Genomic DNA, 23,841 nt, shown 5'->3' with positions numbered 1-23,841 from the left:
GAGCCACCGCCGGCGAAGGAAGAGCCCAAGAAAACACAGGCTGAGCCGCCTCCGACAGAGCCGGCAAAGCCCGCTGCCGCGCCACCGGCCGCAGCCGAGCCGGCCCCGCAAGCTGCTGCCACACCTCCTGCTGAGCGCGCCGACAGTGACGCTGCTTCAACCGAGGACTTGCGCCGGACGCGTTCGTCTCCGCTGGTTCGCAAGATTGCTGAGGAGCACGGCATCGACATCTCGGAGATCGAAGGCACCGGCATCAGCGGCCGAGTGACCAAGCAAGACATTCTAAGCTTCATTGAGAATCGCGATGCCGCCGCGAAACCTGAACCTGCGGCTGCTGCTGCCACTGAAGCTCCAACGCCCGCGGCTCCTGCTGCGCCGCCGCGCGCGCCGGCTGAAGCTGAAGCGGGTCCTCCGCCGTTCTCGGAAGGCGACCGCGTTCGGATCGAGCCGATGTCGATCATGCGCCGCCGAATCGCCGAGCGAATGGTCGAGAGCCGCCGCATCTCCGCTCACGTGACTTCGTTCATGGAAATTGACTTCACCAAGACGGCGAAGCTCCGCGATGAGTTGAAAGTCGAGTTCCTCGCGCGCGACCACGTCAAGCTGACGTTCATGCCGTTCATCATCAAGGCCGTAATCGAGGGCATCACGAAGTGGCCCATCATCAACTCGTCCGTGTGGGGCGATCAGATCATCTACAAGCAAGACATCAACATCGGCGTGGCGGTCGCGCTGGATTGGGGATTGATCGTTCCGGTGGTTCGCGGCGCGGATGAGAAATCACTGCTCGGGCTGGCGCGTGCGGTGAATGATCTCGGCGAGCGCGCGCGAACCAAGCAGCTCAAACCCGACGAGGTACAAGGCGGGACTTTTACGATCACTAATCCAGGCTCATTCGGCGGATGGGCCGGCACCCCGATCATCAACCAACCTCAGGTTGCTATTCTTGGAGTGGGAGTGATCAAGAAGCGGCCGGTGGTGATTGACGACGCGATTGCGATTCGGCAGATTGGCGTGCTCGCGCTCAGCTTCGATCATCGAATCATAGACGGAGCCATCGCGGACCAGTTCCTGGGGACCGTGCGCGACGTGATTGAAGCAGCGGAGTACACAAGTTGAGTGATGCGTGATGCGTGACAGGAAGTTTGGTTAGGTCTAGTCACGCATCACGCATCACGCATCACGATGACTTCACAAGCTTCTCAGCCGCGGCGAGTGTGCGAAGCTCGATGGCTAGGCCTCGTTCAATACGACGACGGCCTCCGCTTGCAAGAGCGCGCCGTAGACCGTCTTCGCTCAGGTGAAGGCCCGGAACAGTTGCTCCTCCTCGAGCACCCTCACGTGTTCACGCTTGGGCGCGGGGCCGATAGCTCCAACATCCTCGCAGATCAACAGCAGCTTCAATCCAGCTCAGTTGAAGTTCACGAAACGGGCCGTGGCGGCGATGTGACCTATCACGGGCCGGGCCAGCTTGTCGGCTATCCTATCATCAACCTCAAACCGGACCGCTGCGATGTTCACCGCTACGTTCGCGACATCGAGGAAGTGCTGATCAGAACAATCGCCGAGTTTGGTGTAACCGGAACTCGGATCGGCGGCTTGACCGGAGTCTGGGTTGGCAACGAGAAGATCGCTGCCATAGGCGTGAGGATCGCTCGTTGGATCACCAGCCACGGGTTTGCGTTAAACGTGAACACTGATCTCAGCTACTTCAAGATGATCGTGCCGTGCGGGATCACGGATAAGGGTGTCACTTCACTTGCGCGCCTACTTGGGCGGCAGATTGAATTGCGCGAAGCGGCGCATGTTGCCGCTTCGCAGTTCGCGCAGGTCTTCGGCCGCCAGGTCGCGGACCCGAATTCAGCATCGTTCACACCCTCGGCTTCGGCGTAACTCTCGACGGCAAGTAGCGTATTTGGAAGCACCCGCCTGCTTCGCACAAGCGGGTATCTTAGGGTATTATCTGCGCATCATCACTAGCATATGGCGGGCATCGAAGGCTTTCGGAAGGACACTCATGATCGATCATAGGGGTCGCGCGACAGGGCCAATACTACTCAACGCGCTAACCGTCGCAGTTCTTTCTTGCGTCATCCTGAGCTCCGCTTCGTGCTCAAAGACTTCAGGCAAAGCAGTGGACACCGCGTCGCCCCGGCCGATCTCCGTTCGCGTTTTGCCGGTCGAGCAAAAACAGATTCGCCGCAATGTAGAGTCGGTCGGGTCCTTATTTCCCCTCGACGAGGTAACCGTCAGCTCGGAGGTCGAGGGCCGCGTGGAAAAGGTCCTGGTGGATGTAGGTGATCATGTTTCCGCTGGCCAGACGATCGTTAAGGTCGTCCCGACTGAGTTGCAGTTGACCCTCGATCAGCAGCGCGCGAGTCTGCAACAAGCGAGAGCGAGGTTGGGGCTCTCCGACAAAGGCGAAGACTTCAAGGACGCGCGCGGAGCGGCCGAAGTCAAGAAAGCCGCGGCAGACCTCGCCGACGCCGAGCAAAAATATTTGCGCGCGAAGACCTTGTACGAACAAGGGCTGTTGCCGAAGCAAAGCTTTGACGAAGCGGAGTCCCGGCACAATGCCGCACGGGCAGCTTATGACCTGTCGGTGCAGATTGTCGAAAACCTGCGCGCGCAGTTGGCGCAGTCTAAGGCCGCTACGTCGCTCGCGCAAAAGAAAGTCAGCGATTCGATCATTCGTGCGCCGTTCGCTGGGCAGGTCAAGGAGCGCTCGGTCACTCAGGGCCAATACTTGAAAGTTCAAACCCCGGTGATGGTGATCGTCAACGTCGACCCGATGCGAGTGCGGCTCAGAGTGCCCGAGAAGATGGCCGCGTGGGTGAAGACCGGTCAAGAGGTCACCGTATCGGTCGAGGCTTACCCGGATCGCACATTCAAGGGAAAGATTTCGCGCATCAACCCGTCGGTCGATCAGCAGACTCGCGCATTCGAAGTCGAAGCGTTGATCGACAACCGCGAAAATCTGCTCAAGCCCGGATTCTTCGTCAAAGCGACGATACCCTCCAGTTTCGTGGTGGAAGCGCTGTTCGTTCCTCAAGACGCGCTGCTGTACGTGTACGGCGTCTACAAGGTTTTTGTGATAGACGGGAACACGCTGAAGGAAAGAGAAGTGAAGATCGGAGAGCGAACAGGCGACGAAGTAGAGATCGTCGAAGGGCTGGCGCCAGGCGAGCGCATCGCGCTGGCGACAAAAGGTCAGGAGTTGAAAGAAGGCGCGATCGTCGAAGTAGCGAACCAGGACTAAACACACACACAGGACTAACCACAAAGGCACAAAGGCACAAAGAAAAGGGACAGAACAGAGATTCAAAGGGGTGTTCCTCTACGTCGGGTTTCTCTTCGTGACTTTGTGCCTTGTGGTTGAGTTTCAGTTTCTGTTGGAGCTACCTGATGACACTTGCTGAACTCTGCGTAAAGCGGCCGGTATTCGCGGTCATGCTTATCACGTTTTTGGTCGTGCTCGGCGTCTTCTCGTTCCGCGACCTCGGCGTTGACCTCTTTCCGAAAGCGGACCCGGCGACCGTCACCATAAACGTTCGCCTCCCCGGAGCGACATCCGAAGAAGTCACTACGCAGGTCGTCCTCCCACTCGAAGAAGCTGTCAGTACCATCAGCGGTCTCGATGAACTGAACTCACAAGCCACCGAAGGCAACGCGCGTATTACTTGCAAGTTTCTGCTCGAACGTGAGATCGAAAGCGCGGCCCAGGACGTCCGCGAGAAAGTCGCCGGCGCGATTCGACGTCTTCCGCCCAATATCCTGCCGCCGATTATTCAAAAGGCTGATCCCGACTCGGACCCGGTCATCTCGTTGGTGGTTGCCGGCGACAAGAATCTTCGCGAGACGACGGAGGTCGCTGACAAGGAAATCAAGCGCGTGCTGGAAACGGTCGACGGCGTCGGCGAGGTTAGCATGACGGGCGGGCGCGATCGGCAAATACGCGTCTTCGCGGACGCCGAGAGGCTCAACGCGCACAACATCACGATCAGCCAGCTCCAACGCGCGATTCAAAGCGAGAACGTCGAGATCCCCGGCGGCCGAATCATTCGAGGCGAATCCGAGTTGGGCATCCGGACGCTGGGGCGCATCGACGCCATCAGCCAGTTCGGCGACATAATCGTCGCCAACGTTGACGGCACGCCGATTCGTGTTACCGACGTGGGCCGCGTCGAAGACAGCTTCGCCGAGCCGCGCACCTGGAACATGATCGACGGCAAGCAAGCCGTCTCGCTTGACGTGCGAAGGCAATCGGGCACTAACACGGTAAAGATCATTAATGCGGTCAAGAAGAAGATCGAGCAAATCAAGAAGAGCATTCCGCCCGGGATCACCCTACGGATCATCCGCGACCAGTCAGTGTTCATCAACGCGTCCGTTGCGTCGCTCGAAGAACACCTGCTGTTCGGCAGCCTGCTGGCCAGTCTGGTCGTTCTGCTGTTCATCCGCAATCTGCGGTCGGTGCTGATAGCGGCGGTTGCTATCCCTACTTCGATAATCGCGACGTTCACGCTGCTCAAGGCGATGGATTTCACCTTGAACAACATGACTCTGCTGGCGCTGACGCTCGCGGTCGGCATCGTGATTGACGACGCGATAGTAGTGCTCGAGAACATCGTGCGCTACATCGAGGAGAAGCACTACGAACCAAGGCAAGCGGCTATCGAAGCGACGAAGGAGATTACGCTTGCCGTCGTTGCGACCACGATTTCGCTGGTGATCATCTTCGTGCCCATCGCGTTTATGACCGGCTACGCGCGGCGCTACGTGAATCAATTCGGCTGGACGATGGCCTTCGCCGTAATGGTTTCGATGCTGGTGAGTTTCACGCTGACGCCGATGCTCAGCTCGCGACTGCTCAAGCGCCTCGCGCACAAGCGAGAAAATGAGGGCGGCTCAACGGCGCCTGCCGAATCACAAGTCACGGATCACGCATCACGGATCACGAATCAGGAGGAGCATACATCGAAAGACTCTCGCTTCTTTGGCTGGACCGACCGCACCTACGGACGGATACTCGAATGGTCGCTCAATCATCGGATTGTGGTCGTCGCCATTGCGCTTGCGACGTTCGCTCTGACGTTTCCTCTGAACGCGATGGTAGGCCGTGATTGGATTCCCCCCGACGATCAAAGCGAGTTCTCGGTATCGATGAACTGGCCCGAAGGCACGTCGATCGAAGGCACGTCAAAGCAAGCGATCGAGATCGCGGAACGCATCAAGCAGATTCCGGAGGTCGAGTTCGTGAACCCCTTCATTCACGAAGGCATCTCGAGCCACAACCACATCTACGTTCGCCTGGTTGACCTCTCGAAGCGCAGCATCTCGAATCTCGAGGTGGCAGCCAAGATTCGCAAGATCAACGCCGAGTACAAGAACCTGCGCAGCAAGATCATCATTCCCTCGGCGCTCGGAGGTGGCGAGCTTTACTTTCCGGTGCGCGCGCCGATTCTCGGCCCTGATTTTCAGAAGGCCGCGGAACTCTCGAAACAGGTTGCGGAACGAATGCGCAGCATCCCGGGACTGCTGGACGTCGAAGCGAGTGTGAGCCTCAACAGCCCCGAGCTACAGGTCAAAATCGATCGTCAGCGGGCGAGCGATCTGGGTGTGCGCGCATCGGATGTCGCTGGCGCGGTGAGACTGATGATCTCGGGCGAAGATCAGATCTCGACCTACAAGGAAGGCGACGAGCAGTATGACGTCACGCTGCAGTTGTTGCCCGAGCAGCAGAAGGACCGCGAGGTGCTGGCGCGGCTGATGATTCCGTCGAGCAAAGTCGGTCAGGTGCGCCTCGACAGTCTCGCGACGATCGAGCACGGACTGGGGCCTTCGCGCATCGAGCGATTCAACCGGCAGTTTCAGGTCTCGGTGAACGCCAACAACGCGCCGGATTTTCCGCTCGACCAGGCGGCGCGCACGGTGGGCGACGAGATCAAGAAGGTCGGGTTGCCGGCGGGTTACACCTATCGCTTCCTGGGCGCGGTCAAGATTCTGGAGGAGACTACCGCGAACCTGATCATCGCGTTTCTGCTGGCTTCGATCTTTATGTATATGGTGCTGGCGGCGCAGTTCGAAAGCTTCCTGCATCCGTTCACGATTATGCTGGCGTTGCCGCTGTCGATCCCGTTCGCGCTGTTCTCTCTGTGGGTGACCGGTAGAACGCTGAATCTGTGGAGTGCACTGGGAGTGCTTCTGCTGCTGGGGATCGTAAAGAAGAACGGGATCCTCCAGGTGGACTACACCAACAAGCTTCGAGAGCGAGGTGTGCCGCTGCGCGAAGCGATCCTTCAGGCGAATCACGTTCGGTTGAGACCGATCTTGATGACTACGTTCTCGATCATCGCAGGGTTGATTCCTACGGCGATCGGCATCGGCGCGGGCTCGGCCCAGCGTTCGGCGATTGCGGTGACGATCATTGGCGGCCAGAGTTTGTGTTTGCTGCTGACTTTGGTGGTGACGCCGGTAGCGTACTCGATCTTCGCAGAGCTTGAAGAGCGGAGCGTTTTCGCAGCGGCACGAGCACGGCTCGCGCGTTTGAAGCTTAGCGCCGCGAGGTTCTTGAGCTTCTTGATTCGTTGAGACCTCCGTCAGCGGTAGGTGCCTTCACTGCGTAGCGAACAGAGTTTGAGGTAGACGATCTGACCTTCGAAGTCGTACCGAAAACGAAACCGGCCGGCACGAATGCGGTACTGCCCGTAACCGGGACGGACATCCACGAGCTTCTTTAGAATGGGCGCCGCTTCGGTTATATGGATCGGTTGCCAGGATATTCTGGACTTCGGCATATAAATCAGCCAGCTCGGAGTGGCGACCGCTGAGTTTGCGAAAGCCGCGGTCGAACGCCGAGGTAGTGCGAACAGCAAACCTGGTCGTCATACTTTCTGATTCTGGAGCTTACGAGCTTTAGCTTTCTTCGGAGCGCGCATCTCAGCAAGTAGCTCACTTGCCGGGCGGGTGCGGCCAGCACGGATGGCTTCGTTACTCTTTTCGATTTCGCGGCGAGCCTTTGGGTCGTTGAGTTCTAGATAGTCCTCAAACTCGTCAATGTCCATAATGGCGACGACTGGGACACCGTCCTTCTCGAGGATGAAGTACTCTTTGTTGTGATGGACACGCTTTACCAAATTGCCAAGATTATTTCTGGCCTTCGTCATCGCGATCGTTCGTATCGCTGGGGTGACTCTGCTGCTCAAGGTCATACCTCCTTGGAGTTGTTCGATCTTGATAGGCTCCAGGGCCTTATCGGTTGTGCCCGGATATCATTTAACTTTCAACACTGGCTGATCGGGATGTGCCGGGTTTGGGACCACCCGTTTGTTAACACAATCAACCAAGAGATCCATTCGTTCCAGGATGGTTTGACCAATAAGGACCTCGGACCCTAACACCAGCGTCTCCTCTGTAGCACGGCGGCCGTTGATCGCAATACCTACCGGTTCGGTCAAGTCTACAGTTTCTTCAAAGCCATTAGCATACTCGGCTCTGGCTTTTCCTACCGTGGCCAGACCCAACTGCTGTACGACGTGAATCGGTAGGACAGATGCGATGGCACCTGTATCCACCAGAGCATCGGCCGAATACTTTCGTACTTGATCGGGCCTCAGTAAGCCTCTTCTTACAAGGCCTTCGTCTACTGCATTGCTGAGTTCTACGTGGACTCTAACTTCTCCCATCATTGGCACCTTCTTCGTTTCCATCGCTGATTCCTAGTCCCCGACTCCCACTTTCATCTCATCATCCTTCTTCGCCGCAGCTTGAATCTCCGCACCGATGCTGTCGATCTCCGATGAAACTCCCCGCTGCGCGACTGCCGAGTTGACTCTTTTCCTGAACGGATGGGTGATCGCGTATACGCGGCTTGCGAGCGAACGCCACGCTTCAGTTGTTCCGATATCATCGAGCAGCGAGTAAGCCACCGGCGTGACGATCAGCGTTAACAATAACGAAAGCGTCTGTCCGCCTATCACAACCACTGCGATTGCGCGACGCTCATCCGAGCCCGGACCGGTCCCGAGGGCCAGTGGCATCATGCCTGCTACCAGCGCCAGCGTTGTCATTAAGATTGGGCGAAGGCGGTCGCGGTTCGCTTGCATAATCGCCGCGGGACGATCCATTCCGCTCCTTCTCAGCCCGTTCATGTGGTCAATTTGAAGAATCGCGTTTTTCTTTACGACCCCGAACAACACCAGGATGCCAAGCGCAGAATAGAGGTTCAGCGTGTTGCCGGTTGCCCAGAGCGACACCAGCGCGAACGGTATAGAGAGCGGGAGCGAGAGCAATATCGTGATCGGGTGAACGACGCTCTCAAACTGCGAGGCCAGGATCATGTACATGAAGATTACCGACAACAGGAATGCCCAAATGAACTCATTGAAGGTGCGTTCAAGTTCCTTAGCGCGTCCCGACACCGCCATCGTATACCCGGCGGGGAGATTCATGTTGGTGACTTCTTTCCGAAGCGCGTCCAGTCGGTCGGCCAGCGCGTATCCGGGCGCGACCGAACCCTGCAGACTTACCTGTCGCAGCCGGTCGAGCCGTTCGATTCGCGATGCGGTCTTGGCCTGGCTGATGTTGATCAGGTTATCGAGGCGAGCGAGCGTCCCGTTCTGACGGGGCACGTACAGCCGCGCGATCGTGGCCGGATCATTTCGTTGTCCCTCGCTCAAGCGGAGCTGCACGTCATAATCGTCGTTGACCGATTCGTCGTGGAAGCGCGAGACCCGCTGGTCACCTCCGACCATAAGACGCAGCGCGCTGGCGATCTCTTCAGTAGCGACGCCGAGGTCGGCTGCCCGCTCCCGATCTATTTCAACTCGAAGCTCCGGCTTGTCGAGCTTCAATGACGTATCCGCATCCAGGATTCCAAGCTGAGGCGCTTTCTGTCGAAGCTCCTCGGCATATTTGGAGAGTGTCTCGAGGTCCGGCCCGCGCAGCACGAATTCTATTTCAAATCGTCCGCCGCCGATGTTGACCGACTGCGCGTTGCGAACCGACGTGCGCAGGTCTTTGTACTTGCGAAGGCGGCTGCGAATCTCCTGCATCACATCGCGTTGAGAGTAGTTGTTTTTGAATACGTCGAGAGGCTTGCCGTGTATGATTCCCTCAAACAACCGCGCGATTGAGAATGTGCGCTCCCCGATCGGAGCTATTCGCACATAAGCGCCGCCCTGATTGACCGAGCCACCGCCAAACCCGCCGCCGCCCCCGGCATTCGCAAGCACTAAAATCACGCCCGGCGTCGATTTGAGGTCGGTTTCGACCGAGTGCATCACTTCATTCATCGCAGCCAGACTTGTGCCGTCGCGAGCCGTCACGCCAACGTCAAACTCGGCTTCGTCCACGTCGGTCGGAATGTAGTCTTGCTTTACGACCTTGTAGAGCGGCACCGACGAAAGAATCACAAGGAAAGCGACCACGGCCACGATCGCGCGATTACGAACTGCGTGCCCCAGCATCCAGGTGTAAGCGCGATCGATAATGCCGTAGAAACCGCGCCTCGAATTAGCCGTCTCGTGCCCGTGCGAGGCCGCGTCCCCTGCTTTGAGCAGCCGAGCGCTCATCATCGGCGTCAGCGTGAACGACACCAGCAAGCTCACCAGTATCGCAACCGAAGCGGTGATCCCGAACTGATAGAGGAACCTTCCCGAGATGCTCGACATGAACGACACCGGCACAAAGATGACGACAAGACTGAAGGTCGTCGCCATGACCGCGAGTCCTATCTCCGCGGTGGCGGCCCGCGCGGCCTCGAATGGCCGCATCTTTTTTTCCTCGACGAAGCGGAAAATGTTTTCGAGCACCACTATCGCATCATCAATGACCACGCCGACCATCAGCACCAGCGCCAGCATCGTTACGCTGTTCAGCGTGAAGTTCAGCGCGCGCATCATGCCGAAGGTCGAGATCACCGAAGCCGGTATCGCAATAGCGGCAATCAGAGTCGATCGGAAGCTTCGCATGAAAGCAAACACCACTAGAGACGCCAGTATGCTGCCCAGCACAAGGTGAAGCGTGATCTCATGCAGCGCGGCGTAAATGTACCTCGACTGATCGCGAATCACTTCCATCTTCACATCGGAGGGAAGCTGGCCCGCAATGCGCGCGAGATTCGCTTTCGCCGCTTCGATAACCTCGACCGAGTTTGCGCCGGTCTGCCGCCTTACCTCGAGCGTCACGGTAGGCACGCCGTTTAGCCGCGCGGCCGAGCGCTGCTCCCGTGTTCCGTCTTCGGCAAAACCGATGTCTCGAATACGGACCGGCGCTCCGTTGATTGTAGCCACGACCAGATCGTTGAAGATCTTCGGGTCTGCGACGCGGCCCATCGTGCGCAGCGTCTGCTCGCGCGCGCCCTGGGTGACGTTGCCGCCGGGCACGTCGGCGTTTTGACGAACAATCGCGTTGCGGATGTTGGTGATCGGGATCTGATAAGCGGCCAGCCGGTCGGCATCGACCCAGACGTTAATGGCCCGGCCGAGTCCCCCCTGAATGTTTATCTCACCAACTCCGGCTGAGCGCTCGAGCTGGGGTTTTACTACCTTGTCCGCCAACTCGGTCAGTTCACGCACCGACCGGTCCGCCGACAGCGCGACTGTCATAACAGGCGAGAAATCACTGTTGAACTTGCCGACGATGGGCGGGTCGACGTCGCGGGGAAGGCTGCGGATGACGGTGGCCACGCGGTCGCGAACATCTTGAGCGGCAACGTCGATATCTCGCTCGAGGTTGAACGTGGCTATCACGTACGACTGTCCCTGCTGCGAATTCGAGCGCAGCTCCTGAATGCCCTCGACCGTATTGACGACTTCCTCGATCTTCTGAGAGACCTCGCTCTCAACCTCTTCAGGCGAGCCGCCCGGCAGCGAGGTGCGCACGCTCACCGTGGGCAGATCGAACGATGGGAATCGGTCCACTCCGAGGCGAAAGTAACTGGCGGCGCCGACTACCACCAGAGCGAGGATTATCATTGCCGCGAAGACCGGTCGCTTGATACAGATTTCTGCTAGTTTCTGCATAAGTAAATACGGTTCAGGGTTCCGGGTTCAGGGTTCCGAGTTCAGGGTTCGAGTTCAGAGTTCAACCTTTAGGTTGCTCCTCGTCGTCGTCGGCAAGCAAACGCTTGAACTCTGAACCCGGAACGCCGAACCCTGAACCGAAACTATTCCGTTACCACCACCGGCTGACCCGATTGAAGATTGCCAGGGTTGATCACGACCGCGTCACCCGCCTTCAATCCAGACAGAACTTCCGCCAAATCCGCAGTGCGGCGGCCAAGAGTAATGGGCTTCTCTACCGCTTTGCCATCTTGCACCAGGATAACTTTGTCGATGCCTGCAAAGCTGATGATCGCATTCAGCGGCACCGCGATCACCGCATTGCTGTCGTCGGAGACGATCTCCGCGCGCGCGTAGGAGCCGGGCCGAAGCTGGCCATTATTGTGCACTTCGGCTTCGACTATCAACACGCGATTCTGTGCGGTGATGGTCGGGCTTATGCGCGCGATCTTGCCGGCGTAAACGTTCGCATCGCCCTCGAGCGTGACTCGCACGGCCAGTCCTACGTGCACGTTGCGAGACTCGCGCTCGGGCACTTCCGCGCGCAGCCGCAGAGGGTCCATTCTGACGACGTTGACGATAGGCGCTCCCGCGGCGAGGTACTCGCCTATGCTTGCGCGTTTCTCCTGCACGACGCCATCGAAGGGCGCATGGATCGAAGAGTCAGCCAGTTGTTGTCTTGCGATTTCCAGCTCGGAACGCCGCTGAACCACCAACGCCTGACGGTTGCGAATCTCCTCGACGGCATCCTGATAACGGCTGAGTGCAACTTTGTGTTCAGCCTCTGCGCCGTCCAGTTGCGCCTTCGCAAGTACGCCGCGCTGAAACAGATTCTCGGCGCGCTCTAGCTTTAGCTTCGCGTCGTCGAGCAGCGCTTGAGCCTGCCTGACGGTCCCCGTTTTTTCAGGATCGATGCGGTCGTCTTTTCCTTCCGAAGGCAAGCCGACTCGAGCGCGTGCCTGAGCGAGCGCGGCCTCCGCCTGTTGAAGCCGCAGTTGATAATCCTGCTGCTCTATCTGAGCGATGATCTGGCCCTGCCGGACCACGCTTCCCAGGTCGACGGCAATCGACTTGACGCGCCCTGGAACTTTCGCGCTGACCGTCGCTTGATCGTAAGCCGCAAGCGTGCCGGTTACGGTGACCGCTTGTTCCATCTGGATTTCCGAGACAAGCGCGACCTTCACCGGTCTGGGTTCTTTCGCTTCGCTGCCGGGTGTATTCCTGGCGGCCACCGGATATCCGCTCTTGCACGCGGCGGAGGAAAGGATAATCGCTGAAAACAGGCCGGCCCACAAAAAGACATTGCCCTTCAATGATCCTGACGAAGCTTTATCGGTGCTGTTCATGAGACTAAATAACATCGTTCGTTTAATGATACCGTTTTTTGGTATGGGGCGCACGGGAGGACAGTTTCAGATTGGCTGTTTTCCTGAAACCTTTGGCCCGATGGAGTGCGCTCGTTCACCTCGGCAAATGAAGTCCGGCAATTCTTTAGTACGCTCGGTCGGTTCAGACAGTTACATCGGACGGCCGAAAGCGAGCGTAGGGCTAAATCATCGAATTCAATGAGACGGAACCGCGGTGCCAACTCGGAACACCAGAAAATAGTCCATACCGTCAGGTTTGACGAAGTCATACTGCTCGACGAGCGAGAAGCCCGCTTCAGCAGCTTCTTTGATCACAACGCCGGCGCGGATACCGTGGTCCTTGCCGTTGCCGTCGCGATCGATGACTCCCATCAGCGCTCCCGAGCGCATTGCGTCGCGAAGACGAGCTAACAGCCGAATGGGCTGAGCGATCTCGTGATAGGTCTTGAGTATCAGCACCGCATCAATTGTGTCTCGGGGCAGCAGAGGATCATCCTCCTTGCCGAGGACTGTGCGAATGTTTGAGAGCTTCTCGTCGGCTGCGCGCTCTGCGATGTAGCTGAGATAGTCGGGATTGATCTCAACAGCGTAGACCGTGCCGGTTGTTCCAACCCTCCGCGCCGCTCTGACGGTGAACCAACCCGAGCCCGCGCCGATGTCCGCGACGTTCGAGCCTGGTTGGATTTTCAGAAGGTCAATTACGCGATTGATCTGCAGATTCTCTGCGCGTTTCGCGTCTTCGAAGATCGAGAGGTCGCCAGTGTAAGGCTTGCTCGTCGGCCGCGTGGTTCGCCGCGTCTCGGCGGGCTTTTGCGATTGGATGGAGTGCGCGGCCGACAGCGGATCTGAACAGAGAATTGCAGCTAAGAAAAGAAGCGCCGCGATGAGCGGCGTGGAGATGAGCCGGACTGGATTGCGCATAGGTCACTTCCTGATGAGCCGTGGCCTGGGAGTGCTCTCCGGCTATCGCGCCTCACTGGTTGAAATGTGCCAGCCCTCGATCTGTTTCTCTCGTTCCTGTTGCAAGCAGGCGGTGAGTTCGGTACCTTAGCTGCTCCATCATCCAGTCATTGCCGGAGGACTTATGCTACCACGGATCATTGAAGGTATAGAAGAACTCAGGACCTTGATCGGCCGGGAGGTCGGAGCGAGCGACTGGTTCGAGGTAACCCAGTCGCGGATAAACGACTTCGCCGACGCCACCGAAGACCATCAGTGGATTCACATAGACGTCGAGCGCGCGAAGACCGACTCGCCGTTTCATTCGACGATAGCTCACGGCTTTTTGACTCTCTCGCTGCTGCCTCATCTTGGCGCCCAGACCTTTAGGGTTGAGGGCGATTTCAAGATGGGCATCAACTACGGACTCAATCGGCTGCGCTTCGTTTCGCCCGTGCCCGCCGGTTCGCGCGTGCGGGCACGGTTCACGCTGCAATTAGTCGAGGACGTCCAGGGCGGCAGTCAGATAACCTGGTCGGTGACCGTTGAGACCGAAGGCGGTCAGAAGCCCGCGCTCGTAGCCGAGTGGCTCGTCCGTTACTATCGGTGAAATAAGACACGAAGCACAAAGACACTATGGGTGAGAAGGAAACTACTTCGTGTCTTGGCGCCTTTGTGTTCTGAAGACTATACGTATGGTAATCACTTACCGAGTGCGTGCGCGCAACACCTCTGTCGACTCAGAAAACAAGATTCACGACGACGCAGTTGCCGCGAGCTACGGCTTTCGCGGAGGACTCGTTCCCGGCATAACGGTCTACGCTTACATGACGGTCCCGATAGTCGAGCGGTTCGGTCTCGATTGGCTCGAACACGGCTCGATGCAGGTCAAGTTTCACCAGCCCTTCTACCACGGCGAAGAAGTGATCGTCCGAGCCGAAGCAGACGCCAGTGCGGATCCAATCAACATAGCAATCACCGCCGAGCGCGAAGACGGCATTGCATGTGCAACTGCGCTTGCAACAGTCAACGATCGATCGTCGTGGCTTGGTGAGCCGCTGCTGGAAGATTTTCCGGAAGCACCATTGCCGCGCCCCGACGCGCCCTCCGCTTCGCGCGAGTCGCTTGTGCCTGGGACGGTATTGGGAACGTTGACCGAAACAGTGCGCCTTCCTGATTCAACCGTGCTCGAAAATCTCGACGAACGCTTGCCGATTTACTTTGGTTCAGACGCCGTTGCTCACCCGTTTGCTCTGCTTCGATTGTCGAATCAAATCTTGATGAGCAATTTCAAACTCGGCCCGTGGATTCACGCCGCTAGCGATGTGGTCAACCGCAGCGTCGTTTGCGACGGTGAAAAAGTCTCGGTGAGAGGCCGAGTTCGCGAGTGCTTCGAGCGCAAGGGTCACGAGTTCGTGGTGCTTGACGTGCTGCTCGCTGCGAAGGACAATCGGGTTGTTCAGCAAGTTCGTCACACGGCCATCTATCGCCCGCGAGGCACACACTAACTCGACGATTATTCATTAACTAGCACGCGGTTCAAACTGCTAGAATGACTCTGTCACGAACGAATCGAGCTAGCGTTATGATCCAGAAAGTCAACGACATCCTGGTCGAGCTTCGTCGGGAACTTCAGTCCCTTTACGGCGAGCGTCTGGAACGCATAATTCTTTTTGGCTCTCAGGCGCGAGGCGATGCCGAGCCTGATTCAGATATCGATGTACTGGTGGTTTTGAAGGGACCGGTACAGCCCGGAACTGAGATAGACCGAACGAGCCATTTTGTGGCGGAGTTGTCGCTCGCCAACAACGTGGTCGTGTCGTGTGTTTTCATTTCTTCGCATCGCTACGCCGTCGAGCGGAGCCCGCTGTTGCTGAACGTTCGGCGTGAGGGAGTGGCCATATGACTCCCGAGCAGGAGGCGTTGGTGCGCAAAGCGCAGGATAGCTTGCGCGGCGCACAGGTCCTGGCAAGTGAGAAGCTATTCGACTTTGCGGTGTCGCGAGCCTACTACACTATGTTCTACGTTGCTGAGGCCTTTCTGCTGGGAGAGGGTCTCACATTCTCCAAACATTCGGGCGTAATCGCCGCCTTTGGCCAGCACTTCGCGAAGACCGGCCGGGTGCCGAAAGAATTCCACCGTTATTTGATCGACGGCGAGCGCAAGCGGCTGACCGGAGACTACGATATCGGCCCCGGTCTATCTGAACGAGAGGCTCTGGAGGAGATCGATCACGCACAGAAGTTTCTGGATTTGGCGAAAGCCTCTCTTGGTTCTCTTCCCTAGACTCCTTTAGAACCGCAATCCTTGACTTGGGCCAAACCGCTCTGCTATACGGTGGCGCTAAGACGTAACCAAACGCACCTCGTTCCAACGACCGCGCCGATCGCAAGCGAAGACGCAAACCGACAACCCCAGGCTCCTGCGGTCGCAAACCGACAGCGCCAAGTTCCTGCTGAAAGCGTTTCGCAGGCCGTACCTTCCGGGTCGCCCCTTACCCTGAAGGTCGAGGCCGCTACCGCGGACGCTTGGGTGAAGTATCAAGTCGATGACTCAAAGCCGACGATTCTGGTATTGAAGCAGGGCCAGTCGCAAGACCTCCCGCCAGCACAGGACAAGATCATGCTGAGCTACGGCAATCGCCTCGCGCATAAGCTCGAGATCAACGGTCGCGAAGCCTACTTCCCTTCCGATACTCCTCATTTTTCCTCGCAAGTGGTCATCTCTCGCGAGAATTTCCAGACACTCTTCCGATGATTGAACTGGACGGAGCCGTTTAGCAAGCTTCGGCGGGCCTATCAGGAGAAACTAGGCTCGCTCGTTTCTTGACTGGTTCTTAGACCTCTGATATACCTCGCGCGGAGCAAATCATGGCTGGCATAACATCATTCGGAGCATACATACCTTTCTATCGGCTCGCTCACAAAGAGATCGCTCGCGCCTGGTGCGGGCGTGCTGGCGACGGCGAGCGCGCGGTCGCCAACGTCGATGAAGACTCGATCACAATGGCAGTCGAAGCCGTCCGCGATTTGCTCGGCAAAGGAGACGGCCGCGAAATAGACAGTCTGATGTTCGCTACCACCACGTCACCTTACGCCGAGAAGCAGGCTTCGGCGTTGATCGCCACTGCCGCCGATCTAAGGAACGATGTGCGAACCGCTGACTACACCAGCTCTTTGAGATCGGCTACCACAGCCACTTTGGCGGCTCTCGACTCGGTCAAGGCGGGGTCGGTGTCCAACGTTATCATCACGGCTGCAGACACCCGGCTCGCGCCGCCGAAGTCGGCTAACGAACGAATGTTCGGCGACGCAGCTTCAGCGATCGCCGTCGGAAGAGACAAGGTGATTGCGGAGTTGATCGCCGGCCACTCGACTGTCGACGAGATGACCGATGTCTGGCGCGCGGATGACGATCGATTCGTTTCTGGATGGGAAGAGCGTTTCTCGATCACCCAGGGGTACCAGCGAGTCGTGCGGCAAACGGTCTCTGAGTTGTTCGAGCGAAACGCGATCGGTCCGTCAGAGATATCGAAGGCAATATTCTACGCGCCCGATCCTGGAACTCTCGCAGGCACGGCGAAAAGCCTGGGGCTCAAAGCCGAACAGATTCCCGATCATCTATTCTCGACGGTCGGCAACACGGGAACGGCGATGCCGCTGCTCGTGCTGTCGTCGGTGCTCGAAAACGCTCACGCCGGCGAGAAGCTACTGGTTGTCGGCTACGGCTCGGGCTGCGACGCGTTGATGTTTGAAGTGACCGATGAAATCGACAACGCGAAAACCAAAGCGGGGCGCAGAGGGGTGAACGGGCATCTGGCATCGAAGGCGAATCTGGACAGCTACGAGCGCTACGCGAAGTTTCGAGAGTTGATCAATACGGAAGCCGCGCGCCGCCAGTCTCCCTCCGCGTCGGCTCCCCAAATCTGGCGAAGACGCGATGACATCTATCGTCTGCACGGCTATCGATGCTTGAACTGCGGCAAGGTCCAATATCCGCATCAGAGGCTCTGCATAGGCTGCCAGGCGAAAGACAACTTCGAAAGCGTGAGGCTTGCCGATAAGCCGGCGACGCTATTCACCTTCACCGTCGACTTTCTTAATGCCGACCCCGATCCGCCAAGCGTTATGACCGTGGTGGACTTTGAAGGCGGCGGTCGAGGTTACCTGATGATGACCGATCGGAATCCCGCCGACGTGAGAATCGATCAGACCGTCGAGATGACGTTTCGGCGAATGTACGAAGCTGAGGGTTTCACAAACTATTACTGGAAGTGCAGACCGTTGCGTGATGCGTGATCCGTGAAACCGGATCACGGATCACGGATCACGCATCACGTATCGGTGCAAGATCAAACTTCCTTCCGCGTTCTAAAGCCAGATCGATTCTCCAGCCCAACACTCGATTCAAGCAAAAAACGAGGAGATCCCTATGAAAGCCCTGATCAGAGTCCTCACTAGCGTTGTGTTGTGTGCGTTGTCAGTGGCCTGTTCGCCGGCCGGCAGAATAGTTGAAGCAAAGTCCGACGGCGCTGCGAAAGGTTCGAGAGTGCGACCGGTGCCTTCGAGCCTCGGTTTACCCGCGCGCCCCGAATGGCGGTTGGGATCGCCTACCACCTACAACAACCTGACGGTCTTCCCGGTGTTCGGTGATGGATCTTCCGCGAGCGCCGATCTCATCACTCTTGACGAAGGGTTGCGCTCAGGCAAAGTCATCATCACCGAGCTCGGCGCCGACGGACGCTCGCACCGGATCAACCGCCGTCAAAGCGGCGACAGCGCCGAAGTGAACCGCCTTGCACTGACTAACAACTCCGGCAAGGCACTGGTGCTGATCGCGGGCGAAATGATACTTGGAGGAAAGCAGGACCGCATCGTCGGTCACGACTGTATTATCGAGGCTACGAACACGCCTGTTCCGCTCGACGTGTTCTGTGTCGAACACGGCCGGTGGTCGGGAGGTCTCGCGTTCGGTGAGAGCCGGGGCGCCGGAGCCGCGAGTGGACGCGGCCGAGGTTCAGGCTCAGGTTCTGGCTCGGGTGCCGGTGCCGGGATGTCCGTGGCGCCGATGGCGCTTCCCAAAATTCGCGAGAAGGCGCAAGCACAGAAAAGCCAGGGGGAAGTGTGGTCTGCAGTTGCCGAGACCGTGACCGTGACCGCCACGAGCACCTCGACTGGAAACCTGAACAGCGTGTATCAAGACAGGCGCGTGAACAAGAAGCTTGATGATTACGAACGCGCGTTCAAAGACAAACTCTCGGCTGGCAACATTGTCGGAGTCGTGGCGGCTGTCGGCGGCAAGATCGTCTCCGCGGATGTGTTCGCCAACCACTCCTTGTTTCAAGCTTACTGGCCGAAGATGCTTAAGTCTTATGCGCTCGAAGCGGTCAGCAGAGGCGAGAATCGCGCGCAGCAAGTGAGCAGGACCGAGGCCGAAGCTTTCCTGGCTCGCGCGCAAGGAAACAGCGCCTCGGATGGTCGCGAAGGGGTGTATCGCCTCGCGGAGAACCAGTCGAGCGCCGATGCAAGCTTCGAGCTTGAATACACCAGGAAGAGTCCGACACTCGTCCACTTCAATCGAGTGAGCAAGAAGTGAGAACGCTTCACCAGCCGAGGCGATTCACGGCGACCTTGCCGTTGTTGATCACGACGATCACGTCTTGAATAGCCGTTATGTCCGCAAGCGGGTCTCGCTCGATCGCGATGAAGTCGGCTTCCATCCCTGGCTTGATCGAGCCGGTGCGTTTATCAACTCCGATGCAAGCGGCGGCAACGGAGGTCGCCGCTTTAATTGCATCCATCGGCGGCATACCGATGTTGACCAGCTCGAGGATCTCGTGCGGAATGCGGCGGCTGCTGGCGGGTCCGTAGCCGGTGTCGGTGCCGGCGACGATCTTCACACCCATCTTCCATGCGTGAGCCGCAGTCTCACGCAATCGCGGCAGCATCGCGCGGCCTCGGACTGAAAGAATCGGGTTGTCGTAGTCGCCTCCCGGATCGATCAAGTCCAGCACCGTTGCTATAGTCGGCACGAGATATGCGCCACGCTCTTTCATAAGCAACAGCGTCTTGTCGCTCAAGTACGTTCCGTGCTCGATCGAGCGCACGCCTGCGCGTACGGCTGCCGCGCCTCCTTCATCGCCGTGCGCGTGGGCGGCTACGTACACGCCCGACTTGCGAGCTTCGTCGACCGCGGCAGCCAGCTCTTCGTCGGTGAATACGCGCTTGCGCGGATCGGTGTCGGGCAAGCCTGCGCGCTCGGTGGCCATGATCTTTATTGCGTCAACGCCCCGATCGATCATCGCGCGCACCAACCTGCGGACGTTCTGGGTTCCGGCCACTCCGGTCATCAAATCTCTCATCTTTGGGGTGTCGAGAAAGAACTCTTCGGCGGGCCGCGGGCGAACGTGGTAGCCGGCTGCGACGACGTCAGGGAGTTCGCTGACTCCGGCATGATTGAGCTCGCGGATGCCGATGTCCACGAAGTGATTCACGCCCAGACAGCGCACGGTAGTTGCTCCCGAAGCGAGCGCTCGCCGAGCCGCGCTGGTGTCCGCAAGATGCGCGTGCGTGTCCACGAAACCGGGCAGCAGCCATTTGCCGTTCAGATCCATCACCGTCGCGCCCGGGGGAAGTTCGGCCTTGCCGGTCACGACGCTTTCGACGCGGCCATCTCGAATGAGCACTGTCGCATCTCTGATCGGCGCGGCGGAGAATCCATCGATCAAGTTCGCGTGGGTGATGACAAGAACGTTTGTAGCTTGAGCGTGTGATGGCCCTGACTCGCCTGGGATCGCGCAAAGGAGCGATAAGCAGATGAGGAGCGGAATCAGCCTTTTCATGTTCAGCCTCCGATGAACGGTGATGTTGTGGAGGCGCGATCCTATCACTCGACCGGCCGGCATCTCAAGAATGCGAGTTGGCTAATCTCATGTGCTGGGTGTGATTAAGAATGGGGCGACCACAAAAGTGTCGTGCGCTAATACCACCTACGGTCGATCGGCCTCTGACTTGAAATCCCCGTCGGATGCCGCTAGCTTACACGCTTGTCATATAGCACGCGCGATTCTCATTCAGCTCACAAAAGGAATAGCTTCTATGCAACGATTCATTGACGGCTGGCACAGCCCAAGCTTGAACAAGCACATGGAGATCGTGACCTACGGGCATTATGGGTTTCCACTGTTGATGTTTCCGACAGCGGCGGCAGACTACCTCGAGTACGAGCGCTTTTATATGATCGACGCGATCCAGGACTCGATCGAAGCCGGCAAGGTGAAGGTCTTTTCGATAAACAGCATTAATCGCGAAAGCTGGCTCAACAACGAGCTGCATCCGAAGTACAAAGCGCTGCGCCAGGTCCAATACAACAACTACATCGTCGGCGAAGTCGTGCCCTACATCTGGAACAGCTGTCAGGGGCGCTTCGGAGTCATCACAGCCGGCGCAAGCCTGGGCGCATTTCACTGCGCGAATCAAGTCTTCCGCCGGCCCGATCTGTTTGCGGGCTGCATCGCGATGAGCGGCGCGTACGACATCCGCGGTTACTACCGGGGCGACTACTACGACGAGAACGTTTACTTCAACAACCCGGTTGATTATCTGCCGAACGTCGAGGGCTGGGAATTGGAAGCGCTTCGGCACAAGGAGCACATCCATATCGTCAGCGGTCAGGGAAACTACGAGAACCCCGATGCATCGCGAAGACTATCGGCGATCCTTACAAGGAAGGGGATTCCCCATGAATTGTCGCTGTGGGGATACGATATGCCGCACGACTGGCCGACGTGGCGGCTGATGATGAAGTACTACGTCGCGGAAAGGTTTTGAGCCCGTCATTCGAGGAGGCGATGGGGAAACTCGATGGACAAGTAGTGATCGTGACCGGCGCCTCGGCGGGCATCGGCGAGGCTACCGTCAGGATGCTCGCGAGCGGGGGAGCCAATATCGCGCTCGTAGCGCGCCGCAAAGAGAGGCTCGATCAACTCAAGTCGGAAATCGGGAGCGGCGTTCGCTCGCTCGCAATCGCCGCCGACGTCACCTCCGCCGAAGACCGCCAGCGCATAGTGCATGAAACTATGTCGGCGTTCGGACGCATCGACGCGCTGGTGAACAACGCGGGCTACGGGCAGCGCGGGCCCATCGAGATCGTTCCAATCGAAGCCATACGCCGGAACTTCGAGACAAATCTCTTTTCGCTGATCGCGCTCACTCAACTGGTAATACCGATAATGCGCGAGCAGGGAAGCGGGCGGATCGTGAACGTTAGCTCAGTCGCGGGACGAATCGCGCGGCCGCTGTCATCGGTGTACGATGCCACCAAACATGCTCTGGAAGCCGTGTCCGACGGCTTGCGCGGTGAGCTCGCGCCGTTCGGGATAAAGGTCATCGTCATCGAACCTGGTTTCATCATCACCGAGTTTCTCGAGGTCGCGAACGAGGTGTCGCGAGAGACCTTGGAACACCCGGGACCGTATGCGGAGCCTTTCGAGCGGCTGGGCGGGGCGATTCAGCGGTTGCGTAAGATGGCAGGCCGGCCCGAAGACATCGCGGAAGTGATCTTCAAAGCGCTGACTGCCCGGAGCCCACGCGCGCGCTACGCTGCTCCCGGCCATGCACGCTTTGCACTCGCAGTAAAGCGCTTGCTGCCCGCGCGATTTTTCGATTACGTCATGAACCGCTAGGCAGAACTTGGTGATGCAACTCAGATGGCAGACGAACCCATAAGCGCTGAACTCCGCGACGCCGAACAGCAAGTCGAACGGCGCAGCGAGGTCTTCAAGAAAGAACTTGGCCTCACCGATCTCGCGCTCACGCAGATACTGTTCATCATTGGTCTTCCGTGGGTTGGAATCGCCGCCAAGCTCGGCCCCTCGCATATCATCTTTTGGCTGCTGGGCATCGCGCTTTTCTATCTTCCGTCCGCGGCAGTAGTGATCTACCTCAATCGGTTGATGCCCCTTGAAGGAGGCTTGTACCAGTGGGCGAAGCTCGGGTTCAACAGCTTCATGGGTTTCATGGTCGCGTGGAACCTGTGGCTGTTCGTCATCCTGAACTGTTCGGAGATCGGCTTGCAGGCGGCGACGAGTCTTTCGTATGCGGTCGGGTCGCGCGGCGCGTGGTTCGCCGGAAGCAAGTGGTTTATTTCGCTGCTCAGCTTTTTGATCATCGGACTCCTGGTCGTAATTTCAATACTCGGCCTGGGTGTCGGTAAATGGCTGCATAAAGCGGGTGGCGTGACGATGGTGCTGACATTTGGGTTGCTGGTCGCGCTGCCAATTGTGAACTACGCGCGGGGGACAATTGGCCAGTACCATCCGCTGGCGACCGAGATGCCGGCGGTCTCTTTGTTCAGCTTGAACATTCTTGGCAAGCTTGGATTCGGCGCGCTCGGTGGGTTCGAATATGTCGCGATTCACGCGGGCGAGTGCCGCGATCCCGTCCGCACGATCGGCCGTTCGGTGGTCGTAGCCGCCCCGCTAATCGCAGTGATGTTCATCCTGGGAACGAGCTCGGTGCTGGCGCTTGTCGCTCCGGAGAACATCGACCTTATCGGGCCGATCCCGCAGGTTCTACGGCTGGGGTTCGGTAAGCTGGGCTTCGCTGCGCAAATAGTGCCGGTCGCCATCGTGGCCTTCCTCGGAATTCGCATCGCGCAGTCGAGCGTTCAATTCGCCGGCAACACCCGGCTGCCGATGGTAGCCGGGTGGGACCGGTTGCTTCCCGACTGGTTCACCCGCCTTCACGCCAGCCGCAAGACGCCGGTCAACTCGATCATCTTCATTGGCGCCGGAACGCTCGCGATAGGGCTGGTAGGATTGATCGGAGTCGGCGAACAAGAAGCCTTTCAGCTCTTATGGAACGCAAGCGGGATATTCTACGCGCTGACGTATCTGGTGATGTTCGCGATACCGCTTGTCGGGTTGAAGGGAACGGCCGGGCGCGCACCCCTGTGGCTGAAGCTTGCTTCGACGTCGGGGTTGTTGATGACCCTGTTGTATGTGACGCTGTCAATCCTGCCGGTGATCCAGGTGGAAAGCCGCTTTGCATTTGCCGCCAAGATTGCGACCGTGATCATAGTGACGAACCTCATCGGAGCGGCGGTATTTCTGATCGCCGAAAGAAGACGGAAGCTGCGAACTATCGAAGAGGCGAACGCCCCAGCGGATTGATCCTCGTGGCGCAGACTTTAGTCTGTGGGGAGTGGCTCAGCTATGACCTCCTTCACCGCACAGACTAAAGTCTGCGCCATGGAGTTTGGACATTGTGGCGATTCTGGCAGTGGAACTCCGTTAGGAGTTCAATGTGACGCTTAGTCGCCCAACACATTTCACTCCTAACGGAGTGAGCATCGACGCCACGCTCGTGACTATAAACATGCAACCACTACGTGGTTGAGCGGACAGAATAAAGTCTGTGCTACTTCCCGGCGGTCCTTGTTAAACTGGAGAGCCGCACATTAGTATTCTCTTT

General features: G+C 58.1%; 21 protein-coding genes. 14 read left to right on the top strand and 7 right to left on the bottom strand.

Features of this window, described 5'->3' with window-relative positions; genetic code table 11:
* The 4 genes from AABO57_07100 to AABO57_07085 form a co-directional block, all read left to right on the top strand.
* Positions 1 to 1,119: dihydrolipoamide acetyltransferase family protein (locus AABO57_07100; protein ID MEK6285490.1), on the top strand; the 1,119-nt coding region annotated here is incomplete at its 5' end.
* Between the two features lie 66 nt (positions 1,120 to 1,185).
* Complete coding sequence (lipB, locus tag AABO57_07095) at positions 1,186 to 1,893, top strand: lipoyl(octanoyl) transferase LipB (GenBank protein ID MEK6285489.1); 708 nt, start codon at positions 1,186 to 1,188, stop codon at positions 1,891 to 1,893.
* A 124-nt stretch (positions 1,894 to 2,017) separates the two neighbouring features.
* The gene (locus AABO57_07090; protein ID MEK6285488.1) at positions 2,018 to 3,259 is read left to right on the top strand and encodes an efflux RND transporter periplasmic adaptor subunit; all 1,242 of its coding nucleotides are present in this window, start codon (positions 2,018 to 2,020) and stop codon (positions 3,257 to 3,259) included.
* A gap of 146 nt (positions 3,260 to 3,405) precedes the next feature.
* Positions 3,406 to 6,591 (top strand): efflux RND transporter permease subunit, encoded by a 3,186-nt coding sequence (locus tag AABO57_07085; GenBank protein ID MEK6285487.1) that lies wholly within the window; start codon positions 3,406 to 3,408, stop codon positions 6,589 to 6,591.
* A gap of 8 nt (positions 6,592 to 6,599) precedes the next feature.
* Here AABO57_07085 and AABO57_07080 read toward each other — a convergent pair whose 3' ends face one another.
* The 6 genes from AABO57_07080 to AABO57_07055 form a co-directional block, all read right to left on the bottom strand.
* A complete protein-coding gene (locus AABO57_07080; protein MEK6285486.1) occupies positions 6,600 to 6,797 on the bottom strand; it encodes a hypothetical protein in 198 nt (65 codons plus the stop codon).
* Positions 6,798 to 6,884: 87 nt separating this feature from the next.
* Positions 6,885 to 7,205 carry a type II toxin-antitoxin system Phd/YefM family antitoxin gene (locus AABO57_07075; protein ID MEK6285485.1) on the bottom strand — a complete coding sequence of 107 codons (321 nt, stop codon included), beginning with the start codon at positions 7,203 to 7,205 and terminating at the stop codon, positions 6,885 to 6,887.
* Positions 7,206 to 7,271: 66 nt separating this feature from the next.
* Complete coding sequence (locus tag AABO57_07070; GenBank protein ID MEK6285484.1) at positions 7,272 to 7,709, bottom strand: clan AA aspartic protease; 438 nt, start codon at positions 7,707 to 7,709, stop codon at positions 7,272 to 7,274.
* Positions 7,710 to 7,718: 9 nt separating this feature from the next.
* Positions 7,719 to 11,024: an efflux RND transporter permease subunit gene (locus tag AABO57_07065; protein ID MEK6285483.1), complete on the bottom strand. Its 3,306-nt coding sequence runs from the start codon at positions 11,022 to 11,024 to the stop codon at positions 7,719 to 7,721.
* 143 nt (positions 11,025 to 11,167) lie between these two features.
* A complete protein-coding gene (locus AABO57_07060; GenBank protein ID MEK6285482.1) occupies positions 11,168 to 12,409 on the bottom strand; it encodes an efflux RND transporter periplasmic adaptor subunit in 1,242 nt (413 codons plus the stop codon).
* Between the two features lie 216 nt (positions 12,410 to 12,625).
* Positions 12,626 to 13,351: a methyltransferase domain-containing protein gene (locus tag AABO57_07055; GenBank protein MEK6285481.1), complete on the bottom strand. Its 726-nt coding sequence runs from the start codon at positions 13,349 to 13,351 to the stop codon at positions 12,626 to 12,628.
* A gap of 163 nt (positions 13,352 to 13,514) precedes the next feature.
* On the opposite strand from AABO57_07055, the gene AABO57_07050 reads away from it, so the two are divergent.
* The 7 genes from AABO57_07050 (at position 13,515) to AABO57_07020 (ending at position 18,964) form a co-directional block, all read left to right on the top strand.
* Positions 13,515 to 13,979, top strand: a complete 465-nt coding sequence (locus AABO57_07050) for a MaoC family dehydratase (GenBank protein MEK6285480.1) — start codon at positions 13,515 to 13,517, stop codon at positions 13,977 to 13,979.
* A gap of 85 nt (positions 13,980 to 14,064) precedes the next feature.
* Positions 14,065 to 14,877, top strand: a complete 813-nt coding sequence (locus AABO57_07045) for a hypothetical protein (protein ID MEK6285479.1) — start codon at positions 14,065 to 14,067, stop codon at positions 14,875 to 14,877.
* A 77-nt stretch (positions 14,878 to 14,954) separates the two neighbouring features.
* Positions 14,955 to 15,275, top strand: coding sequence for a nucleotidyltransferase domain-containing protein (locus tag AABO57_07040; protein ID MEK6285478.1), 321 nt, complete (start codon positions 14,955 to 14,957; stop codon positions 15,273 to 15,275).
* Complete coding sequence (locus tag AABO57_07035; GenBank protein ID MEK6285477.1) at positions 15,272 to 15,655, top strand: HEPN domain-containing protein; 384 nt, start codon at positions 15,272 to 15,274, stop codon at positions 15,653 to 15,655. The genes AABO57_07040 and AABO57_07035 overlap by 4 nt, the downstream gene beginning before the upstream one ends.
* Before the next feature lie 246 nt (positions 15,656 to 15,901).
* Positions 15,902 to 16,126, top strand: a complete 225-nt coding sequence (locus tag AABO57_07030; protein ID MEK6285476.1) for a hypothetical protein — start codon at positions 15,902 to 15,904, stop codon at positions 16,124 to 16,126.
* A 113-nt stretch (positions 16,127 to 16,239) separates the two neighbouring features.
* Positions 16,240 to 17,667 carry a 3-oxoacyl-[acyl-carrier-protein] synthase III C-terminal domain-containing protein gene (locus AABO57_07025; protein ID MEK6285475.1) on the top strand — a complete coding sequence of 476 codons (1,428 nt, stop codon included), beginning with the start codon at positions 16,240 to 16,242 and terminating at the stop codon, positions 17,665 to 17,667.
* A gap of 133 nt (positions 17,668 to 17,800) precedes the next feature.
* A complete protein-coding gene (locus AABO57_07020) occupies positions 17,801 to 18,964 on the top strand; it encodes a DUF6569 family protein (GenBank protein ID MEK6285474.1) in 1,164 nt (387 codons plus the stop codon).
* 7 nt (positions 18,965 to 18,971) lie between these two features.
* On the opposite strand, the gene AABO57_07015 is transcribed toward AABO57_07020, so the two are convergent.
* Positions 18,972 to 20,210, bottom strand: a complete 1,239-nt coding sequence (locus AABO57_07015; GenBank protein ID MEK6285473.1) for an amidohydrolase family protein — start codon at positions 20,208 to 20,210, stop codon at positions 18,972 to 18,974.
* Positions 20,211 to 20,466: 256 nt separating this feature from the next.
* On the opposite strand from AABO57_07015, the gene AABO57_07010 reads away from it, so the two are divergent.
* The 3 genes from AABO57_07010 to AABO57_07000 are packed head-to-tail and all read left to right on the top strand — an operon-like array spanning position 20,467 to position 23,540.
* Complete coding sequence (locus AABO57_07010; protein MEK6285472.1) at positions 20,467 to 21,198, top strand: esterase; 732 nt, start codon at positions 20,467 to 20,469, stop codon at positions 21,196 to 21,198.
* Positions 21,195 to 22,052 (top strand): SDR family NAD(P)-dependent oxidoreductase, encoded by an 858-nt coding sequence (locus AABO57_07005; GenBank protein MEK6285471.1) that lies wholly within the window; start codon positions 21,195 to 21,197, stop codon positions 22,050 to 22,052. Before AABO57_07010 ends, AABO57_07005 begins: the two co-directional genes overlap by 4 nt.
* A gap of 24 nt (positions 22,053 to 22,076) precedes the next feature.
* Positions 22,077 to 23,540 (top strand): APC family permease, encoded by a 1,464-nt coding sequence (locus AABO57_07000; protein MEK6285470.1) that lies wholly within the window; start codon positions 22,077 to 22,079, stop codon positions 23,538 to 23,540.
* Positions 23,541 to 23,841 lie beyond the last annotated feature (301 nt).

This window comes from Acidobacteriota bacterium (assembly GCA_038040445.1).
In the GTDB taxonomy this organism is placed as follows: Bacteria; Acidobacteriota; Blastocatellia; order UBA7656; family UBA7656; genus Onstottus_A; species Onstottus_A frigus.
This window is presented reverse-complemented; position numbering and strand designations above follow the sequence as displayed.

Bases quoted from the DNA above. Each gene is read 5' to 3' on its own strand.
- AABO57_07035 (MEK6285477.1), top strand. From the start codon at position 15,272: ATGACTCCCGAGCAGGAGGCGTTGGTGCGCAAAGCGCAGGATAGCTTG.
- AABO57_07000 (MEK6285470.1), top strand. From the start codon at position 22,077: ATGGCAGACGAACCCATAAGCGCTGAACTCCGCGACGCCGAACAGCAA.
- AABO57_07015 (MEK6285473.1), bottom strand. From the start codon at position 20,210: ATGAAAAGGCTGATTCCGCTCCTCATCTGCTTATCGCTCCTTTGCGCG.
- AABO57_07070 (MEK6285484.1), bottom strand. From the start codon at position 7,709: ATGGAAACGAAGAAGGTGCCAATGATGGGAGAAGTTAGAGTCCACGTA.
- AABO57_07045 (MEK6285479.1), top strand. From the start codon at position 14,065: ATGGTAATCACTTACCGAGTGCGTGCGCGCAACACCTCTGTCGACTCA.
- AABO57_07050 (MEK6285480.1), top strand. From the start codon at position 13,515: ATGCTACCACGGATCATTGAAGGTATAGAAGAACTCAGGACCTTGATC.
- AABO57_07060 (MEK6285482.1), bottom strand. From the start codon at position 12,409: ATGAACAGCACCGATAAAGCTTCGTCAGGATCATTGAAGGGCAATGTC.
- lipB (MEK6285489.1), top strand. From the start codon at position 1,186: ATGACTTCACAAGCTTCTCAGCCGCGGCGAGTGTGCGAAGCTCGATGG.
- AABO57_07090 (MEK6285488.1), top strand. From the start codon at position 2,018: ATGATCGATCATAGGGGTCGCGCGACAGGGCCAATACTACTCAACGCG.
- AABO57_07040 (MEK6285478.1), top strand. From the start codon at position 14,955: ATGATCCAGAAAGTCAACGACATCCTGGTCGAGCTTCGTCGGGAACTT.
- AABO57_07085 (MEK6285487.1), top strand. From the start codon at position 3,406: ATGACACTTGCTGAACTCTGCGTAAAGCGGCCGGTATTCGCGGTCATG.
- AABO57_07080 (MEK6285486.1), bottom strand. From the start codon at position 6,797: ATGCCGAAGTCCAGAATATCCTGGCAACCGATCCATATAACCGAAGCG.
- AABO57_07055 (MEK6285481.1), bottom strand. From the start codon at position 13,351: ATGCGCAATCCAGTCCGGCTCATCTCCACGCCGCTCATCGCGGCGCTT.
- AABO57_07010 (MEK6285472.1), top strand. From the start codon at position 20,467: ATGCAACGATTCATTGACGGCTGGCACAGCCCAAGCTTGAACAAGCAC.
- AABO57_07025 (MEK6285475.1), top strand. From the start codon at position 16,240: ATGGCTGGCATAACATCATTCGGAGCATACATACCTTTCTATCGGCTC.
- AABO57_07020 (MEK6285474.1), top strand. From the start codon at position 17,801: ATGAAAGCCCTGATCAGAGTCCTCACTAGCGTTGTGTTGTGTGCGTTG.
- AABO57_07065 (MEK6285483.1), bottom strand. From the start codon at position 11,024: ATGCAGAAACTAGCAGAAATCTGTATCAAGCGACCGGTCTTCGCGGCA.